Annotated in this window: 6 protein-coding genes; all 6 read left to right on the forward strand. The window is 40.6% G+C overall.

The features are described 5' to 3' along the window. Positions 1 to 74 precede the first annotated feature (74 nt). Positions 75 to 482, forward strand: a complete 408-nt coding sequence (locus tag F6K63_RS14460) for a hypothetical protein (protein ID WP_287312482.1) — start codon at positions 75 to 77, stop codon at positions 480 to 482. 102 nt (positions 483 to 584) lie between these two features. After that, positions 585 to 2,366 (forward strand): fatty acyl-AMP ligase, encoded by a 1,782-nt coding sequence (locus F6K63_RS14465; protein WP_287312483.1) that lies wholly within the window; start codon positions 585 to 587, stop codon positions 2,364 to 2,366. 160 nt (positions 2,367 to 2,526) lie between these two features. Continuing rightward, complete coding sequence (locus F6K63_RS14470) at positions 2,527 to 2,958, forward strand: fatty acid desaturase (protein ID WP_287312484.1); 432 nt, start codon at positions 2,527 to 2,529, stop codon at positions 2,956 to 2,958. Positions 2,959 to 3,175: 217 nt separating this feature from the next. Further along, positions 3,176 to 9,280: a type I polyketide synthase gene (locus F6K63_RS14475; RefSeq protein WP_287312486.1), complete on the forward strand. Its 6,105-nt coding sequence runs from the start codon at positions 3,176 to 3,178 to the stop codon at positions 9,278 to 9,280. Then, entirely contained in the window at positions 9,277 to 15,255 is a 5,979-nt protein-coding gene (locus tag F6K63_RS14480) for an SDR family NAD(P)-dependent oxidoreductase (protein WP_287312487.1), read from the forward strand. The genes F6K63_RS14475 and F6K63_RS14480 overlap by 4 nt, the downstream gene beginning before the upstream one ends. Next, entirely contained in the window at positions 15,252 to 21,272 is a 6,021-nt protein-coding gene (locus F6K63_RS14485) for a non-ribosomal peptide synthetase (RefSeq protein WP_287312488.1), read from the forward strand. The genes F6K63_RS14480 and F6K63_RS14485 overlap by 4 nt, the downstream gene beginning before the upstream one ends. Positions 21,273 to 21,280 lie beyond the last annotated feature (8 nt).

Genomic DNA, 21,280 nt, shown 5'->3' on the forward strand with positions numbered 1-21,280 from the left:
GTTAAAACAGTAAAAAACTGTGGCAGGGGAGCAAGTAAGCGTTGAAAAACGCTATCTACCAAGGAGGTTGAAACTTGAAAAATCTCAGATTTTTAGACCTTGACGAGAAGTTTGACAATCTGGTAGAGTTGTGGCGCTTGAGAGCCCATTCTCAGCCTGAACAAATCCCTTATACCTTCAAGGAAAAAGGGGAAAAAGAAACTGCTCGTATCACCTATGAGGTATTAGAGCAACGCTCAAGGGCGTACGCCTGCCAGTTGCCGTCTCTGGGGGCAACGGGGGAACGAGCAATGCTCGCTAGTAGTACCACCAGGTATAGACTTCATTGCTGCTTTGTTTGGGTGCTTGTATGCTGGCGTAATTGCAGTGCCCACATATCCACCACCGAGACGCAGTCAAAATCTGTCTCGGTGGTTAGCGTACGCATACCTATGCAGAGGAAAGCACTAGAACAAAACCAAGTAATACCCGTCTGTAGCTAGGTTACAGGTGTCCGTAAGGTTATAGGTTGTGGTCAGCCATGGTTAGACCAGAAAATTGCGTACGTTATTGGCAAACAATAGTGGTGAATCCAAATTGAGTATATGAAAAATGAGCAAGAATTTTATACTTTAATTGACCTTCTTCAATATCGCTCCCACTATCAATCTGCTCGAAAAGCTTACAGTTTCCTACAGAATGGGGAAAAAGAGGTAAATAGCCTAAGTTACAAAGAATTAGATGAAAAAGCCAGGGCAATTGCTGTAGAACTTCAAAAACAAGTAGATAGGAATGAAAGGGCTTTACTCCTATATCCACAGGGACTAGAATTTATCGCCGCCTTATTTGGGTGTTTGTATGCAGGAGTGGTTGCCATTCCGGCACCACCACCAGACCCAATTAGACTGAAGCGGACACTACCTAGGCTTGAAGCAATTGTCTTTGATGCCCAAGCTTCGGTAATACTTACTGATTTTTCCAAGTATTCCCAACTCAAAGAATCCACTTCTCAGTTGTCTTCAGAATTCCAAAGCATCAAATGGATAGTTAGCGATAAAATTCCTACTGCACTATCACAAAAATGGCAAAAACCAGATCTAAATAGCGATACTCTGGCTTATCTTCAATACACATCCGGCTCCACTTCAACACCAAAGGGTGTGATGCTAACCCACAAAAATTTAATACACCACTGTAGTTACATAAAAGAAGCTTGGGGTTATACATCAGACAGTATCGCCACAACGTGGGTTCCCCATTTTCACGATTATGGACTCGTTGATGGACTAATCCAACCGCTATATTCCGGTATTCCCTGCTATGTGATGTCGCCCATCGCCTTCTATATGCGACCCATTCGTTGGCTACAGACAATTTCACGCTACCGAGTTACCCATAGTCAAGGACCAAATTTTGCCTACGAACATTGCCTAAGAAGAACCACAGCAGAACAAAGGGCGAATTTAGACCTAAGTAGTTGGCGTACAGCTAGCAACGGAGCCGAGCCAGTTCGCCAAGAAACAGTGGAAAATTTTATTGCCACTTTTGAACCATTTGGTTTCCGTAGGGATGCTCTTTATCCAGCTTATGGACTAGCGGAAGCAACTTTGTTGGTTTCGACTAAAAAACATGGGGAAAAAGCCAGGGTGTTGACCTTAGCAGCAGAAGCCCTAGAAAAAAATAGAATTGTAGTAGTATCACCAGCAGAAAAAGAGCAGGTAGTACGATCTGTAGTGAGCTGTGGACCTCCCATTGGTGGGATGAAAGTGGCGATCGTTAATCGAAACACTTTGAGAAAATGTCAACCAGATGAGGTAGGAGAGATTTGGGTATGCGATCCCAGTATGGCTGTAGGATACTGGCATAGGTTAGAAGAGACAGAAAAGACATTTAATGCAAACCTTGCCGAAAGTGGTGAAGGGCCATTTATGCGCACAGGGGATTTAGGATTTTGGCAAGATGGGGAACTATTCATTACAGGGCGTATCAAAGACGTGATTATTATTCGTGGTCGCAACCATTATCCCCAAGATATTGAATTGACAGTGGAAAAAAGTCACCCATCACTGCGTTCTAGTCATGGAGCAGCATTGGCAGTGGAGATTAAGGGAGAAGAACGTTTAATAGTGGTTCAGGAGGTGGAGCGTAGTTACCAAAAGACACTAGATCTAAATGAGGTAGTAGGAAATATTAGAGAGGCAGTTACAGACGAACATGATCTACAGGTGTATTCTGTAATATTAATAAAAGCTGGGAGCATTCCTAAAACATCAAGTGGCAAAATACAACGCTCTGCTTGCCGAGTTAAGTTTTTGGAAGGGACACTAGAGGTCTTGGAAGCCAGGGTAAAAGTGGCAAGTAAAAGTGGAGCAGCGGTATCAAATTAAATGTAGGTATTTGGGAATTATGGGTTGATTATGATCAAGCATAATGATATCCTTTGAAAGTACAGGCATAAAGCAAATTATGAAACCTGTAAACTAGGTGTTATACCCCTTATAATTCGTTTTTTAAAAAAGAGCAAATGGCCAAAAAGGAGACAGTTTTATGTCAATGCCAATGGATGTGACCAAAGAATCTTTTAAACCAGCCAAAACTCAAAAGTCAAAAACTATATTAAATGACTACATAAAAGGTCTCCAGACCAAACACTTTCTGTTGTACAATGTCATTCCAGCAATCGGAACAGTAATAGCGATCGCTTTACTATGGTGGTACCCGATCAGTAGCGTGGAAATAGGACTACTAATAGGAATGTGGGCATTGAGTATGATTGGGATGAGTTTGGGACTACATCGCTACTTTGCCCATCGTGCTTTTAAAACCAGCGAGACGATGAGAGTCATTTTAGCAATTCTAGGTTGTATGGGCGCTCAAGGACCTGTAGTCTCCTGGGTAGCAGTGCATCGTCGCCATCACGAGTACAGCGACCTGCCTGGTGATCCCCCACTCGCGCTTTGCATCAAGACAATGAATTGAGGGTTAATTTCCGACTGTATCTTCCCTGATCCCATTGGCCTCAAAGCCTTATAGAGTAACATTTTTGGGGCTCATGTCACCCCCTCAGCATTAAATCGCATTAAAATGATATCGTACGATAAAGTTATTATTTGTAATAAAAATTATAAATAAATATCCGAAAAACAATCAAATATTTATTTATAATTTTTTTTGTGGATAAATAGAGCTATAACCCATGGATAGAGAAGCGATTGCAATTATTGGCATGGGATGTCGTTTCCCAGGAGCTAAAAATCCCGAAGCATTCTGGGAATTACTGTGTAATGGTATAGACGCAATTACCGAAGTGCCAGCTTCTCGGTGGGATAACGACTTATTTTACGACCCAGACATCTCCAAGCCAGGGAAAACGAACAGTCGGTGGGGTGGATTTCTCGAGCAGGTAGACCAATTTGATGCTCAATTTTTCGGTATTTCTCCTAGAGAAGTAAAACCCATGGATCCTCAGCAGAGAATCATGCTGGAGTTGAGTTGGTCTTGTCTAGAAGATTCGGGATATTCACCAAATGAACTGTCGGGAAGCCAAGTTGGGGTATTTGTAGGCGCTTGTAACTACGACTACGATCAGTTGCAACACCAGGATGAAAAAAATATTGAAGGACATACGGCAACAGGAACCTACACCTGTATCATTCCCAATCGAATATCTTACTTCTTCAATTTTCATGGTCCGAGTGTCCCTGTAGATACAGCTTGCTCTAGTTCGCTAGTAGCACTTCATCAAGCAATCAATGCGATCAAAGAAAAAGAATGTGAGATGGCACTGGTTGGTGGAGTAAGTGTGTTGTGTACCCCCACCAGTTATATCTCCTTTAGTCAACTGGGCATGTTATCCCCAACAGGTCAATGCAAAACATTTGATAGTCAAGCAGATGGTTATGTTAGGGGGGAAGGAGCTGGAATCATCTTATTAAAACCTCTGGGGAAAGCAATAGAGGATAAAGATTATATTTATGGTGTAATTAAGGGCAGTGCAGTTAATCACGGTGGGAAGGCACGAACTCTAACCTCTCCCAATGTTTATGCCCAAGCTCAAGTACTCAGAGCGGCTTATACAAAAGCGAATATTTCGCCAAATACAGTATCCTATATCGAAACTCATGGTACGGGCACACCATTGGGAGACCCAATTGAAATTAATGGTCTTAAACGAAGTTTTAGACAACTGCATCAACAGCATGAGTTACCCTTACCAGAAAAACCCTATTGTGGTCTAGGAACAGTCAAGACAAATATAGGGCATTTGGAAGCAGCAGCTGGAATTGCCGGGGTAATTAAAGTCCTATTGGCAATGAAGCATCGGAAGTTGCCCAAGATTGTTAATTTTGAGCAATTAAATCCCCGCATAGAGCTAGATGGAAGTCCATTTTACATCGTTCATGAAACCCAAGACTGGCAGCAGTTAAAGACAGACGCAGGAGAGTGGATTCCCAGGCGAGCTGGAGTAAGTTCTTTTGGGTTTGGTGGGGTTAATGCTCATGTGGTTTTGGAAGAGGCTCCGGTTCAAGTCCAAAGTGAAAGTTCTAGGGTACGCCAAATTCATATATTAACCCTGTCAGCCAAAACCGAAAAAGCGCTCTCAGAGTTAGTCAGTCGTTATCAAAACCATTTAGAAACTTATCCAGAATTGGCAGTTGCAGATGTCTGTTACACAGCTAACACAGGGCGTGCTATGTTCAAGCATCGCCTAGCCGTTATCGCCTCTGAGCCACAGGAATTAACACAAAAACTTCGGCAACACACAGCAGGGGAGGAAGTAGTCGGAGTCAACTGTTGGGAACCACGCAGTAGTAATAGTTATCCCAAAGTAGCATTCCTATTTACAGGTCAAGGTTCCCAGTATCTGAATATGGGACGGCAATTGTACGAAACACAACCTACTTTTCGTCAAGCGTTAGATCAATGTGATCAAATCCTACGTCCGGATCTGGAAAATCCGCTTTTAGAAGTACTTTATCCTCAAGAAGAACAAAACTCAAGTTCCTCTTTCCTAGACCAAACGGCTTATACCCAACCGGCTCTATTTGCTATTGAATATGCCCTTGCCAAGTTATGGTTTTCTTGGGGAATCAAACCCAAGGTGGTGATGGGGCATAGTGTGGGAGAATATGTGGCAGCTTGTGTGGCAGGAATTTTCAGTCTCGAAGATGGTTTGAAGTTAATTGCCATGCGGGGGCGGTTAATGCAGCAGTTGCCTGCTGGTGGCAAGATGGTATCGTTGTTGGCATCGGAGGAGCGGGTCAAAAAGGCGATCGCGGACTATAGTTCCCAAGAGGGGTTGCACAAGCCCGCTGTCAGCATTGCTGCCATCAATGGGCCAGAAAGTATCGTGATTTCTGGTGAGAGTGAAGCGATCGCAAGTATTTGTAGTAAACTAGAAGTAATGGGAGTTAAGACTAAACAGTTACAGGTATCCCACGCTTTCCATTCTCCTTTGATGGAGCCAATGTTGGCCAAGTTTGAAACTATAGCCAAACAAGTATCCTATAGTCAGCCTAAAATACCACTAATATCAAATGTCACTGGTCAAAAGGTGGGAGATGAAATTACTGGTCCTGAGTATTGGGTAGACCATATCAGACAACCAGTGCGTTTTGCTGAAAGTATGCAAACTCTTCACGAGCAAGGATATGAATTGTTCCTAGAAATTGGACCCAAACCAATATTGTTAGGAATGGGAAGGCAATGTGTATCAGAAGAGGTAGGTGTATGGTTGCCCTCACTGCGCCCACCTAAAGAAGAATGGCAACAGATGTTGGAAAGTTTGGGAAAGTTATATGTGAAAGGTTTGAAGGTAGATTGGTCAGGATTTAATAAAGATTATGCTGGTCAGAAAGTAGCATTACCTACTTATCCATTTCAAAGAGAACGATATTGGCTTGATATTCAAAACAATGGATACAAAAAAGTAGGTTCGATGAGTGAGTATAACCCAAACAAATCAGAACAACAAAACATAATTTTTGAGAAAGAAGATAAATTTATGCTGACACAAACACCAGAAAAAATATCCAGGCGACGAGATAATATTATTGCAAAAATTAGTGAAATTATCGCCCAAGAATTGGGATTTGAGCAGTCATCTCAAGTGGAGGTTCATAATAAATTATTGGAAATGGGGGCAGATTCACTAACTCTGATGGCAGCCGGAAAAAAGGTAGAAAAAAATTATGGGGTAAATATTACAATTAGGCAATTTTTTGAAGAATTGACAACTGTAGATGCTTTGGCAAAATATATAGATGAACATTTATCGCCGGAATGGGGCAAAGAGGAAACTGCTGAATCGCAATACCTACAGCAGGCTTCGCCAAAGCTAGAAGAAATATCATTGCCACAAACTATTGAAAAGAACAGAGAATTTACCACTGTTAAGCCAGAAATACCAGGAGATTCGACTGCTCTAGAAAGAATTATGCAGCAGCAACTCCAGGTTATGTCTCAGCAGTTAGAAGTTTTGCAAGGAAAGGTTAACTATACAAGCCAGATTTCAGTCCCGAATAATGGACATTCTCATGGGAGATTTGACAGAAAATATTCTGCTCCTAGAGTAGAAGTGAAACCAGAATCGACGAAGCCATATGCTCAAGTTAGCCAAGAGGATTCAAGGGTCAGTTTTGGTCAGTTATTACCTAGTGATTATTTAAGGACACCTGTAGAAATTGAACAGCAACTCAATAAAATTATTCCAGAATTAATAGTTCAGGCAGATTTAGATGGTTATCGGGAAATTCCAACGGAGTTGGAGAATTTGAGTGTAGATTATATTCTACAAGCTCTTAAAAAAATGGGTTGGTATTACAAACCCGGAGAGAGCTTTTACGCAGAATCAGCTGTCCAAAGTTTAAGTGTAGTTAGTGACCAGCAGCGATTGTTCAAGCGTCTGTTAGATATACTAGCAGAAGTTGGAATTGTGCAGTCAACCCAACAGCAGTGGCAAGTGCTGCAAACTATAGAGGGAGCTAAGCCAAAAGATAAAAGTCAGAAGTTGTTAAGTCAATATCCCAATGCTCAAGCTGAACTTACCCTGCTTGATCGTTGTGCTTCCCAACTGAGTGGGGTATTGCAAGGGAAATTAAATCCAATACAACTGGTTTTTCCTGAAGGAGACTTAAGTACCGCAACCCAACTCTATCAAGAATCTCCTCCAGCTCAGGTGATGAATAATATCATCCAAAAAGCGATCGCTATAGCTATAGAGAAGTTACCACCAAATTGTGGAGTAAGGTTGTTAGAAATTGGAGCAGGCACTGGAGGAACTACAAGTTATATTCTGCCTCATCTCAATCCCAGTCAAAGTAAGTATGTGTTTACAGATATAGGAGGATTTTTCAATGTCAGAGCTAAAGAGAAATTCCCAGATTATCCCTATGTCAGTTATCAAACCCTAGATATTGAGAAAAACCCAAAAAATCAAGGATTTGAGTCTCACAGTTACGATGTGATTATTGCGGCTAATGTGCTTCATGCTACTACTTATATGAGTGAGACTTTATCCCATGTGCGGCAATTATTAGCACCAGGGGGAATGTTAGTTTTGTGGGAAAAGACGGCTCCTCAAAGATGGTTAGATTTAATCTTTGGGTTATTAGGCGGATGGCAGAAATTCAATGATTTAGACTTACGCCCTGATTCACCTTTGCTAAGTTCATCCAAGTGGGAGCAGTTACTGAGTGAAAGTGGTTTTGCTGAAGTTGTCACTGTTCCTAAGACTGGGGGAAGATCAACAGCTTTATCTAAAGAAACAGTGATTATTGCTCAAGCAGAGTCAAATAAAATCAAGGAAAAGATATCTGCGACAAATACTTCCAGGAAAGTAGCCTTGAACAAACGTAAAGCAGCTTTGAATAAACAGCAACAGAGCTACTTAGATGAATTTATTACTACTTACACAAGGAAAACTCAAAAATCTCAAGAAACTGCCCAACGTTATCGTCCATTACTGGCTGATAAAAGAGCTACAGCAAAATGGATAATGGAACTAAAAGAGATGAGATATCCCATAGTTGGAGAATCAGCTAATGGGTCTAGGATGTGGGATGTTGACGGCAATGAGTATATAGACATCTCCTTGGGGTTTGGCGTACATCTGTTTGGTCATAAGCCACAATTTATCACTGAAGCTATCCAAAATTGGTTAAATCAAGGGGTACAAGTTGGTCCGCAAGCAAAATTTGTGGGGGAAGTAGCACAGTTAATTCAAGAACTCACAGGTATGGAGCGAGTTGCATTCTGTAACTCCGGTACAGAAGCAATGATGACAGCAGTACGTTTAGCACGTCTGACTACAGGTCGAGATCGGATTGTGATGTTTACTAACTCTTATCATGGTCATTCAGATGGAGTTTTAGCCGTTGCGCCGACTAATCTAGACAACAATCATCAAGCTGTTCCCGTATCTCCAGGGGTATTGCAAAATATGGTTGATGATGTTATTGTCCTAAATTATGGTGCTAGTGAATCTCTAGATATTATTAGAGCTAATGGCCATAAATTAGCTGCTGTTTTGGTAGAGCCAGTACAAAGTCGCCGACTAAGTTTACAACCAAAAGAGTTTCTTCAGGAACTAAGACAGTTTACTAAACAAGCAGGTATTGCTCTAATTTTTGATGAGGTAATCACTGGCTTTCGTATTCATCCAGGAGGGGCGCAGGCTTGGTTTGATATTGAAGCAGACATTGTTGCCTATGGTAAGTGTGTCGGTGGTGGTGTACCAATAGGGATTATTGCTGGTAAAGGTGACTATATGGACGGCCTTGATGGTGGCCAGTGGCACTATGGAGATGATTCCTATCCTCATAAACTACAGACATTCTTTGGTGGTACTTTCAACAAAAATCCTTTAGCGATGGCTACAGCAAAAGCAGTGCTGGAGCATTTGCAAAGGGAAGGACTATCACTACAAGAAAATCTCAATCAAGGTACTTCAAAGCTTGTAGAAACACTAAATACTTACTTTAAACAAGAAGATGTACCAGTTAAGGTGATATATTTTGCATCTATATTTCAGTTTGTTTCATCGGATAATGAGAGCTATATATTTCAACCAATAGAGGTGGAAATACTGATTCATCACCTAATAAAAAAAGGTCTTTATATATGGGAAGGGAGAATTTGTTTTCTTTCTACAGCTCATACAGAGCAAGATATTGATTATATTATTTCTGCTGTAAAAGAAAGCATATCAGAAATGCGTCAGGGTGGTTTTTTCCCGAAAAATAATCAGCAAATTTATCAAATTAATGTCAAACAACCGGAGCGTGTGAGAGGTGCATTATGAATAACTTAGTTGAATTTTTACAAGATATTTATCATCAAGGTTGGCAACTTTGGAGTGAAGATGGACAATTATTATACGATGCTCCCAAAGACCAGTCAACCGACTCAATATTAGCGACATTAAAGCAACACAAAACTGAAATTTTACAGTTACTGCCCAAAATTGACTTTCAGAAAACAGATGGGTTGTTAGTATCCTTTCCACTGACTGAAGCTCAAAAACAATGTTGGTTTCTGGACCAGGTTGATGAGAATAGCAGACAAGCTTATGTCGATCAAGTATGCCTTGAGTTAGAGGGAATATTGAATATCAATGCAATGGAGCAAGCAATCCAAAAAATTGTAGAACGCCATGAAGCTCTACGGACAATAATATGTTCTGAGGGGGATTTTCAGGAAGTCTTGCCTTCAGTAGAAATTAAGGTTCCTTTGATTGATTTCTCAAACTCATTAGCTAGCGGTCGCGAATCTAAAATAACTGAATGGTTAGAGGAAGAGATTCAAAAACCTTTCGACCTGAGTCAAGCACCTCTATTGCAAGCTTATATCCTTAGACTAGAAGAAAAATTACATCGGTTAGTATTAAGAATTCATCATATTATTAATGATGGTTTATCCATAGAAATAATCCTCAAAGAGATAGCTGCTTTTTATTCAGCCCAATGTGAAGGGAAAATCTGCAAACTAGAGCCACCGATGCAATTCAGAGAATATGTAGAGTGGCAAAACCAAATCAGTCAGACAGAAGAAATGGCTGCAAGCGAATCTTACTGGTTGGATAAATTTTCTGGTTCGATTCCGGTTTTAGACTTACCAAGCGATCGCCCACGTCCACAAATAATGGGCTATAAGGGGGGTAGACAAACTCTCAAATTGGATTTTAGTCTGGTCGAGCAAATAAAAAGGGTTAGTAAACAGCAGGGTTGTAGCTTGTTTATGACTCTTTTAGCAACTTATCAAATTTTAGTAAGCAAACTCACGAATGATGCAGATATTGTAATTGGTACTGCAACAATTGGACGTGCTTTGGAAGGAAGTAAAAATATGATTGGCTATTGTGCTAATATATTGCCGATTAAGAGTAGTGTTGATGACTCTTGTAGCTTCTCTGAATTTTTAATAAGTATGAGGGGGAATTTGTTAGAAGATTATCAAAATCAAGATTATCCCTACGCCAAATTGGTGAGTAAGCTTAATCTTGAAAGAGATCTTAGTAGAACAGTTTTGGTATCGGTATTATTTAACCTAGACCGATTCCATACTTTGCCAAGTATGTTTGGGTTGAAAACTAGCTTGATACCTACTCATAAGCGGTTTGTAACTTACGATCTTTTCTTGGATATTACTGAGATAGAGAATGAATTTTTGTTGAATTTAAACTACAATTTGGATTTATTTGATGATGTGACTATCAAGCGTTGGTTAAGTCATTTCCAAATGTTGTTAGAAGCTATAGTCAAGAACCCCGATCGGAAAATATCTCAACTCCCACTATTAACTGTAGCAGAGCAACAACAGTTATTAGAAATTAGTCAGAACCCAGACAAAAACACCTGTATTCCCCTAGATTGGTCAGATAACTTACCTATTTATATTCTAGATAATCACAAACAACTGGTTCCTCTTGGTGTAGAAGGAGAAATCTACATTGCTGCATCCGATAGCTCTTCAAACTCTGGTGACATATACAAACATCCCCAACTCGGTCTTCTACAGAAAACCCAACAGTGGGGACGTCGCTTAGGAGATGGTTTCCTAGAATGGCGAGGTAATGTGGAGCGGCTAGTAAAAGTGAAAGGCAACCGCATTAACCTGCAAGAAGTAGAAGTTGCCTTGCGCACCCATCCAGAAGTAAAAGACTGTTATGTATTAGTAAGAGAGGAACAGCTACTAGCTTATCTAGAAGTATCAAAAGCCATATCCACCGAGTCAATACAAACTCAGATCAAATCTCAATTATCAAATCATCAGCGACCTGATGCTTATGTACAAGTATCAGCATTACCCCTAACAGGATCGGGGAAAATAGATGAAAATGATCTGTTCGCTCTAGAAGTAATAGACTCCCAGTTAATAGAGCGTTGGGAAGAAAAACTGCATTCGCATCCACAAATAGAACAAGCAGCAGTAGTAGTGCAATCCAAACAAACTAAAGCACTTCCACCCGTTCATTTATTAGACCTAATTCCTGAAACAACTCCCACAGTAGAGTTCTCAACAACCACAGCCAAAATTACTTCTGAGGTAGAAATAGCATCTCAATCAGAAAGCCAAACAACTGTTGTTCCTGCCTTCAGTGATGGTGGTAAATTAACAATACCAGAAGATGCACCACAAACCCTAGCAGAAGCATTACAAAAAGCAGCCCAACAGCATTCAGAAAAAGGAATAATATACATCAACTATGATGGTTCCGAATCTACTCAATCCTATGGCGAACTACTAAAAAATTCGCAAAAGATATTAGCAGGATTGAGAAAAATCGGTCTGAAACCTCAAGACAAAGTAATTTTTAAACTTCAACAAAATCAAGATTTTATCAGCGCTTTATGGGGTTGTGTTTTAGGGGGATTTATTCCAGTACCAGTATCAATTGCCCGCAGCTATGACCAACCTAACACCACCCTGAGCAAACTGAAAAATAGCTGGCAAATGTTAGGAAAGCCATTAGTGCTGACAGATAGTAAGTTAGCACCAAAACTTCAGCGCTGGTCTCAAGAATCGAACTTAGAAAACTGGGAACAAGAAACCATAGAAGCTTTACAAAAGAGCGAAGCAGATAGTAATTTTTACCACAGTCAACCAGAAGATTTAGCAATCTTGCTGCTAACTTCTGGTAGCACCGGAATGCCCAAAGCTGTAATGCAAAGCCATCGCAGTTTGTTAAGTCGTTGTGCTGCCACTGCCCAGATGAACAACTTTACAGATAGAGAAATTTCCTTAAACTGGTTTCCCCTAGACCATGTGGGAGGAATAGTCATGTTTCATCTGAGGGATGTCTATTTAGGATGTCAACAGATCCATGCTCCAACAGAAATGGTGGTACAAACACCCACTAATTGGTTAGATTGGATTTACCAGTATGGGGTGACGATAACTTGGGCACCAAACTTTGCTTATGGATTAGTTATTGAGCAAATCGAAAAGCTCTCAAAACTAGGAGAAATAGTAGAGTCTAAATGGAATTTATCTTCCTTGACATTCATCCTCAATGCAGGGGAAGCAATAGTTGCCAAAACCAGCAGAAGATTCTTAGAATTACTGATTCCCTATCAGCTACCAGCTCAAGTAATGCACCCATCTTGGGGAATGTCTGAAACATCTTCAGCAGTAACATACTCCAATAACTTCTGGTTTGAGTCAACAACAAATGAGCAAAAATTTGTAGAAGTAGGTTCCCCAACACCTGGTACGAAAATCAGAATTGTAGATAATCAAAACCAGTTGGTAGCAGAAGGTAAAATAGGGAGCGTACAAATACAAGGAGTATCGGTCACATCTGGTTATTATCAAAATCCAGTAGCAACTAAAGACGCTTTGACAGAAGATGGTTGGTTTAATACTGGGGATTTAGGATTTATCCAGGCAGGAAATTTAACAATAACTGGACGACAAAAAGATGTAATTATTATCAATGGTCTTAACTATTATAGCCATGAAATAGAAGCAGTTGTGGAAGAATTATCAGGAATAGAGGTTTCTTATACTGCAGCTTGTGCTGTGCGAGAAGCTGATGGTAATACAGATAAATTAGCTATATTTTTGAGTACAGAAAAAACAGATGATAATGAGTTAATAAATCTGCTCAAAGAGATTCGCTCGGTTGTCGTTAAATCTATTGGTATTAATCCCGATTATTTAATTCCTGTAGACAAAGAACTAATTCCCAAAACTGCTATTGGAAAAATTCAACGCACACAACTGAAACAACGTTTTGAAGCGGGTGAGTTTAAGTCTATTCAGAAACGGTTTGATATTTTACTAGAAAATAGCAACACAGTACCTAAGTGGTTTTACCGCCCCACATGGCGAGATAAAGAAACAGTAATTGGCAAATATCCGACCCAAAAAGGTTTAAGTTTAATCTTCGTTGATGATTTAGAATTAGGAAATTTATTGTGGAATAAATTACAGCAAAATCATCAATATTGTTTGAAAATTGAGGCTAATTCAGAATTCAAAAAAATAAATGAGTATTATTACTTAATTGCTCCGGACAACCCACAACATTATCAACAGTTACTGGAGTCAATAGCACTCACAAAAGCACCCATTAGCAGAATCATACATCTAACTCAATACCAGGAATATGAAGAAATTACCAAGGTAGAGAGCATAGAACAGTCAAACTCTCAGGGAATTTATAGTTTATTACATTTGATTCAAAGCTTAGAAAAAATTCAGGGGACAAAACATCCGGTAGAATTATTGTGGGTGAGTAGTTACAGTCAGTCAGTTCTACCCACAGATAAAATAGCTTGTGAGAAAGCAACAGTGTTAGGGTTACTGAAAACTATCCCGATGGAAATGCCTTGGTTAAGTTGTCGTCACATCGATCTACCTGTAGCTGATTTGGAGGTAAATAGTAATTATATTTGGCAAGAGTTGTGGGATGTTTGCCCAGACTCAGAAATAGCATACCGAGATGGAAAACGCTTGGTATCAGGTATAGAAGCGGTAGATATGACATCAGCACCTCAACAGGAATTACCATTTAAACAAGGTGGTATTTATCTGCTGAGTGGGGGATTAGGAGGAATAGGTATAAAAGTTGCCAAATATCTGTTAGAGTATTATCAGGCGAAACTCATATTAGTGGGTAGAACGCCCCTAGATGAAATATCTGATAAAAATCAAACCTATCAACAGTTGCAGCAGTTGGGGGAAGTGACTTATGAAGCAGTAGATATTTGTAATTTAGAGAAGTTACAACAGATAGTAGGCAAAACTATATCAGAATGGGGAGGTCAACTGGATGGAGTAATCCATTTAGCTGGAATCTACCAAGAAAAAATGCTAGTTTCGGAAACCAAAGAAAGTATAGCTAGAGTTCTAAAACCGAAAGTTTGGGGGACTTTGGCGCTGCATGAATTACTTAAAGAAAATCCAGAGGGTTTGTTTGTCCACTTTTCTTCTATATTTGGCTTGTTTGGGGGAATATCTATAGGAGCTTATTCGGCGGCTAATCGTTTTATGCAAACCTTTTGTGATTACCAAAAATCTCACAACTCTATCAAAAGCTATTGTTTGGCTTGGAGTGCTTGGGATGAAACCGGTATGAGCCGAGGTTACCAAATCGAAAAACTCAAGCGTCAACAACGTGACAGAGGTTACTATTCTATGTCACCCTTACAAGGTATGTATTCGTTTTTGGCGTCTCTATCTTGTCATCATACTAATCTGCTAGTGGGTTTGGATGGTAGTAAGCCTCAGATCCAACGTTGGAGTTTTGATTGTCAAAGTTTACAACAGTTAACTGCTTATTTTACTGCTAAGACAGGGTTTATTATGAATCAGTTGCAAAAGTTGGAGGTACGCGATCGCTTTGGTCAACGAACTGATTGTCGGTGGATACAACAAGCACAAATACCTTTGACTGAGACTGGAGAAATAGATCGAGAGCAGTTGATAACGAGTGAGTTAGTCGGTTATAGCACTCATCAACAAACTAAACCACGGAATGAAACTGAACGTCAGCTTGTAGCTATTTTCCAGGAGGTATTGGGGGTATTAAGTGTGGGTATCCATGATAACTTCTTTGAATTGAAAGGCGATTCCCTAAAGATGACTCAAGTTGTTTCTCGTGTGCGAGAAACTTTGAACGTGGAGTTACCTGTAAGTCGTTTGTTTGAAAGTTCCACTGTGGCTAAATTAAGCGATTTATTTGAGGAGCGCGATAATAGTCACTTATCTTTAGCAAAACAACTACAAACTGCTTCTAATAATCAAGAAAATCGGGAGGAAATTGAACTGTGAAAACCTTAGAGAATTTTTTGTCTGAGCTAGCTCATCAAGATGTCAAATTATGGGTTGAGGATGGACGCTTGCGTTGTAATGCCCCAGAGGGGGTTTTAACATCAGATATCCGAACTCAGCTAACCGAACTTAAGCAAGAAATTATCACTTTTTTAGAACAAGCTAATTTAAATACAGACGACAAGCAGCTCCCACTTACACCTATTGAGCGAAATGGTAATCCTCTACCATTATCATTTGCCCAACAACGGTTGTGGGTTTTGGAAAAATTGGGTACAGTAAGCAATGCCTACAATGCCCCGTTGACCTTCCATCTGAGAGGGACATTGCAGCTAGTAGCTTTAAAGCAAAGTCTTAACCAGATAATCACTCGTCACGAAACTCTCAGAACCACATTTAAGGAAATCAATGGTACACCTATACAGGTAATCCAATCTCCTTATGAGTTAGAACTACCAGAAGTAGACTTGAGTGGATTAACACTATCCCAACAGAAAACACAGGTACAAAACTTGCTCCAACAAGAAAATCAGCAACTCTTCAACATAGAAGAACAAGATACACCAATACGGGCAAAGTTATTCAAGTTGGGTGAAAAAGAACACATACTCCTAGTGATATTACATCACATCGCAACTGATGGCTGGTCAGTGCCAGTATTTGCTAAAGAACTTTCAGCCTATTACCAAGCAGCAGTCACGGGGAAACCTTCTCCATTGCCAGAACTACCAGTGCAGTATGCTGACTTCGCTGTATGGCAACGTAACTGCTTGCAAGGGTCAGTCCTAGAAACACAACTGAATTACTGGAAGGAAAAACTCAAGGAACTACCTCAACTGCAACTGCCAACAGATCATCCCCGACCAGCTACAGAAACTTTCCGGGGTGGGGAGCAAATCATTAGTTTATCAGCACCACTGACAGCAAAATTAAACAAAATTAGCCAGGAGCAGAGTGTTACTTTATTTATAACTCTGTTAGCAGCTTTCAAAGTGTTACTGTGTCGTTACAGTGGTCAGGAACGGATAGTAGTGGGTTCACCCATCGCCAACCGCAACCGCAAGGAACTTGAAGGGTTGATCGGGTTTTTTGTGAACTCCCTGGTGATGTATACAGACCTGAGTGGGGAACCGACTTTCCTAGAAGTTTTGAATAGAGTCCGACAAACAGCATTAGAAGCTTACGCTCATCAAGACCTACCTTTTGAAAAATTAGTGGAGGAGTTGCAACCAGAGCGTTCTTTAAAGCATAATCCTTTATTTCAAGTTGTGTTTGCCCTTCAGCAGACAGAAACAGTGGTGTCAAATTTTAGCTTGCCCAACTTAGAGATGAGTTTACACCCAGTGGCAGAAGTTGAAATGACGGTGCGAATGGACTTAGAATTGCACTTATGGCAAGAGGGAGAAGAACTAAAGATATGGTGTGCTTATAACCGAGACTTGTTTGAAGCAGAAACAATCGGCAGAATGCTGTCACATTATCAAGTATTGTTATCTGCAGTTGTTGAGAATCTAGATGTACCAATCAGTCAATTGCCATTGATGACAGAGGCAGAGTTAGACCAGATACTGGTAGAATGGAACAACACAACAACAGATTACCCAAAAGACAAATGTATCCATCAATTATTTGAGGAACAGGTCGAAAACAACCCAAATTCCATAGCAGGAGTATTTGAGGAGCAAAAGCTGACCTATTCGGAATTAAATAGCAAAGCTAATCAACTAGCACATTATTTGCAAAAGTTGGGAGTAGTTCCAGAAACCCTAGTAGGTATATGTGTAGAGCGTTCAGCAGAGATGGTAGTAGGTTTATTAGCCATACTCAAAGCCGGAGGAGCTTATGTGCCATTAGACCCGGCCTATCCCCAAGAACGCCTAGAATATATGTTCGCTGACTCCCAAGTGTCAGTGTTACTAACTCAAGAACAATTATTAGCTCAACTCCCCCAACATCAAGCCCAAGTAGTCCTTCTAGATAAAGATTGGGAAAAAATAGCAACTGAAACACCAGAAAAAATAGAGAGTGAAGTCAGCCCCCAAAATTTAGCTTATGTAATTTATACATCAGGTTCCACAGGTAAACCGAAAGGAGTATTGGTAGAACACAAGGGACTGTGTAATCTGGTTACAGTTCAAATCCAAGGGTTTCAAGTCAACTCAAACAGCAGAGTCGTTCAGTTCGCATCATTAAGTTTCGATGCCTCCATCTGGGAAATAGTCATGGCTTTAGGTTCAGGAGCCAGTTTGTATATGGGCAGCCGAGATACCTTAATGCCTGGAACTGCTTTTTGTCAGTGGTTGCAGTCGAAAAAAATCACCCATATTACGATTCCTCCCTCAGCTCTGGCAGTGATGCCCAAAGAGGAATTACCTGATTTAAAGACCATAGTGGTAGCAGGAGAAGCTTGCCCACCAGAGCTAATATCGCACTGGGCAAAGGGACGACAATTTGTTAACGCCTACGGACCAACAGAATCAACAGTATGTGCTACCATGGCCGAATGCTCACCAGAGTGTTCTATGCCAGCCATAGGTAGGCCGATCAGCAATACTCAAATCTACATCCTAGACAGGAATTTACAACCAGTCCCCATAGGAGTACCTGGTGAAATTTATATAGGTAGTGTTGGTTTAGCTCGTGGGTATCTCAACCGAGAGGATTTAACAAATCAGAGATTTATCCCGAACCCCTTTGAAAAGTCAAAATTATATAAGACGGGGGATAATGGCCGTTATCTAGGTGATGGGAATATAGAATTTATCGGGCGGATAGACCACCAAGTCAAAGTCCGAGGATACCGGATAGAAACTGGAGAAATAGAAGCAACCTTAACTCAACATCCCAGTGTCAAACAAACAGTAGTAGTAGCCAGGAAAGATAACTCAGAGGCTCAACGTCTAGTAGCATATGTAGTACCTGAAGTTGAAAGCAGCATCACATCAAATCCAGAAGTATCAAACACTCAAATCAACAGTTGGCAAAACCTATTTAACCAACAAATTGATGAACAGAAGAGTGAAGTAACCGACCCATTATTCAACATCTCAGGTTGGAGTAGCAGTTACGACAACCAATCCTTACCAGAAAGGCAAATGCGAATTTGGGCAGGGGATATTGTAGCTCAAGTATTAGCACATAAACCGAAAAAAGTATGTGAAATAGGTTGTGGAACCGGGTTGCTACTATTTCAAATTGCCCCCCACACACAAGCCTATTATGGCATGGATATATCTAGTATTTCCCTAGAGTATATCCAACAACAAATACTCCAGGAACCAGAGAAATATGCTCAGGTCAATCTAGCACAGAAAAGAGCAGATGAGATAGGTGACATAGCAGGTCAAAGCTTCGATGTAGTGCTATTAAACTCGGTGATTCAATATTTTCCGAATGTAGAGTATTTGTTAGAAGCAATACCTGAGGCAATTCGGATAGTCAAACCAGGAGGGTTCATTTTACTAGGAGATGTCCGGTGTTTGCCATTAATGAAAGCCTTTCACAGTTCGGTGCAACTGTATCAAGCAACTCCCTCACTGTCACGACAAAAACTAAAGGAAAATATAGACAGAAACATGGAGCAGGAGAGAGAGTTGTTAGTGTCACCAGAGTTGTTTGTAGCTCTGAAAGAAAAACATCCAGAAATAACTCATGTACAAATGCGTTTACAGAGGGGAACAGAACACAATGAACTGAATAAATATAGGTATAGCGTACTGTTGCATATAGAGGCACAACCAGGAAAAGTAATAACACCGACTGTAGAAAGTGGAGCGGCTCTGAGTGTTCAACAGATAGAAACTTATCTGCGAGACAAAGGGCCAGAATCAGTTTGCTTTAGTGGTTTAGTCAATGGCAGAGTAGCTAATGATGTAGAGTTGGTAGAGTTGCTATCACAGACAGAATCAAAACAGAATGTGCAGCAGTTGAGGCAAAAATTAGAGTCAAAGGAAACCAAAAGCATTGATCCAGAGAGCTTATATGAACTAAGTACATCTTTAGGGTATAGTTTAGAGTTGTGTTGGTCTGCTCAGGGGAATCCAGAATTGATGGATGGGGTATTTGTGCGCAGTGAGTTAGCCAAAGAAGAGATAGTGTTAACACCCCTAACTCAAAAATCAGTGGTAGCAGGTAACTGGGTCAATTATGGGAATAATCCGTTGAGTTCCCAGTTGAGAAAGGAACTGATCCCGCAGTTGAGAGAGTATCTGGAGTCGCGGTTGCCAGAGTATATGGTGCCATCGGGGTTGATGGTGTTGTCGCAATTGCCTCTGACTCCCAATGGCAAAGTAGACCGTAAGGCTTTGCCTGTACCGGATGTGGCCAGTAGTGTGTCAACGGAGTATGTAGCTCCTGAAACGGAGACACAGAAGGTATTAGCAGAGATTTGGAGAGAAGTGTTGGGTATAGAACAGGTGGGTATACACGATAACTTCTTTGAACTAGGAGGAGATTCAATTATTAGTATTCAAATAGTAGCCCGTGCCCAAAAAGCAGGTATTCAACTGACGACTAAACAGCTATTACAAAATCAAACCATCGCCGAACAAGCAGCAGTGGCAGGAGCGATGGCAAACGTGCAACATCAACAAGGTTTAGTGACAGGGGAAATACCGTTGACTCCAATTCAGCATTGGTTTTTTGAACAAAATCTCCAACAGATGCACCACTTCAACCAATCTCTGCTGTTATCAGTTTCACCCGATATCAAACCAGATTTGCTATTGCAAGTAGTCGAAAAAATACTAGAACATCACGATGCCCTACGTTTGCGGTATCATAAAACAAGTAATTCTTGGCAGCAAATCAATTCTGGTAAGTTGGAAAGTATGTCATTCCAAGTAGTAGACTTATCAAAATTATCAGAAACTGAGCAACTAACCCTCTTAGAGCAGACAGCAACAGCACAACAGGCCAGCTTAAACCTGAGTGATGGTCCCATAATCAGAGTAGTGCTGTTTAACTTAGGTAGTCAAGTTGAGGGGCGTTTATTAATTATCATTCATCACCTAGCAGTAGATGGTGTCTCCTGGCGCATATTGCTAGAAGACCTATTTGAAGCATACGAACAATTGTCTAAGGGAGAAACTATAAAACTGCCAGAAAAAACTACAGCTTTTCAAGATTGGGCGATGCGCTTAGTAGAATATGGGCAATCTCAAAAGTTGCAGCCAGAACTGGATTATTGGTTAAATCAGCCCTGGTCAGAGATAGTTTCCTTACCGATAGATTATCCAGAGGGAAAAGCCAACAACACTGTAGGCAATGCTGTCAATGTGACTCAGACATTGAGCAAAGAGGAGACAACAGCTTTACTACAGGAAGTCCCATCTGCTTACAACACTCAAATAAATGATGTATTGGTGACAGCCTTAGTCGTGAGTTTAGGAGAGTGGATGGGAACAGAAACAATACTAATAGACTTAGAGGGGCACGGACGAGAAGAATTATTCGCAGATGTTGATTTATCTCGCACGGTGGGGTGGTTTACCAGTATGTTCCCAGTACAGCTACAACTGTCATCAAAAGAAGTTGGGGAGGTGCTCAAGTCTGTAAAAGAACAGTTGAGGGAGATTCCCGAACGTGGCATTGGCTACGGTATTCTACGGTATTTGAATCAGGATGAACAAATCCGCACTCAGCTAGCAGCATTGCCACCAGCAGAGGTGAGTTTCAACTACCTGGGTCAGTTTAAGAGTAGTCAATCTCAACAGGTGAGTTGGCAAGGGGCCTGGGAGTCGACTGGAGCTAATGAAAGTCCTCAAATAAATCGTGCCCATTTGTTGGAGATTAATGCCTTGATTGTAGAAGGTCAGTTCCAAATTATCTGGACTTACAATAGTCGTAATCATGATCCTTTAACCATTGAAAGCCTGGCAGAAAAATACATAAATGTTTTGCAAAATTTGATCGCTCACTGTCAGTCACCAGATGCTCAAGGATTTACTCCTTCAGACTTTCCTGCAGTTGATTTTACTCAGGAAGAACTTGACGATCTAATAGCAGAAATTAACTAAAATTAACT

Origin of the sequence: Moorena sp. SIO1G6 (assembly GCF_010672795.1) — a bacterium.
Lineage (GTDB): Bacteria > Cyanobacteriota > Cyanobacteriia > Cyanobacteriales > Coleofasciculaceae > Moorena > Moorena producens.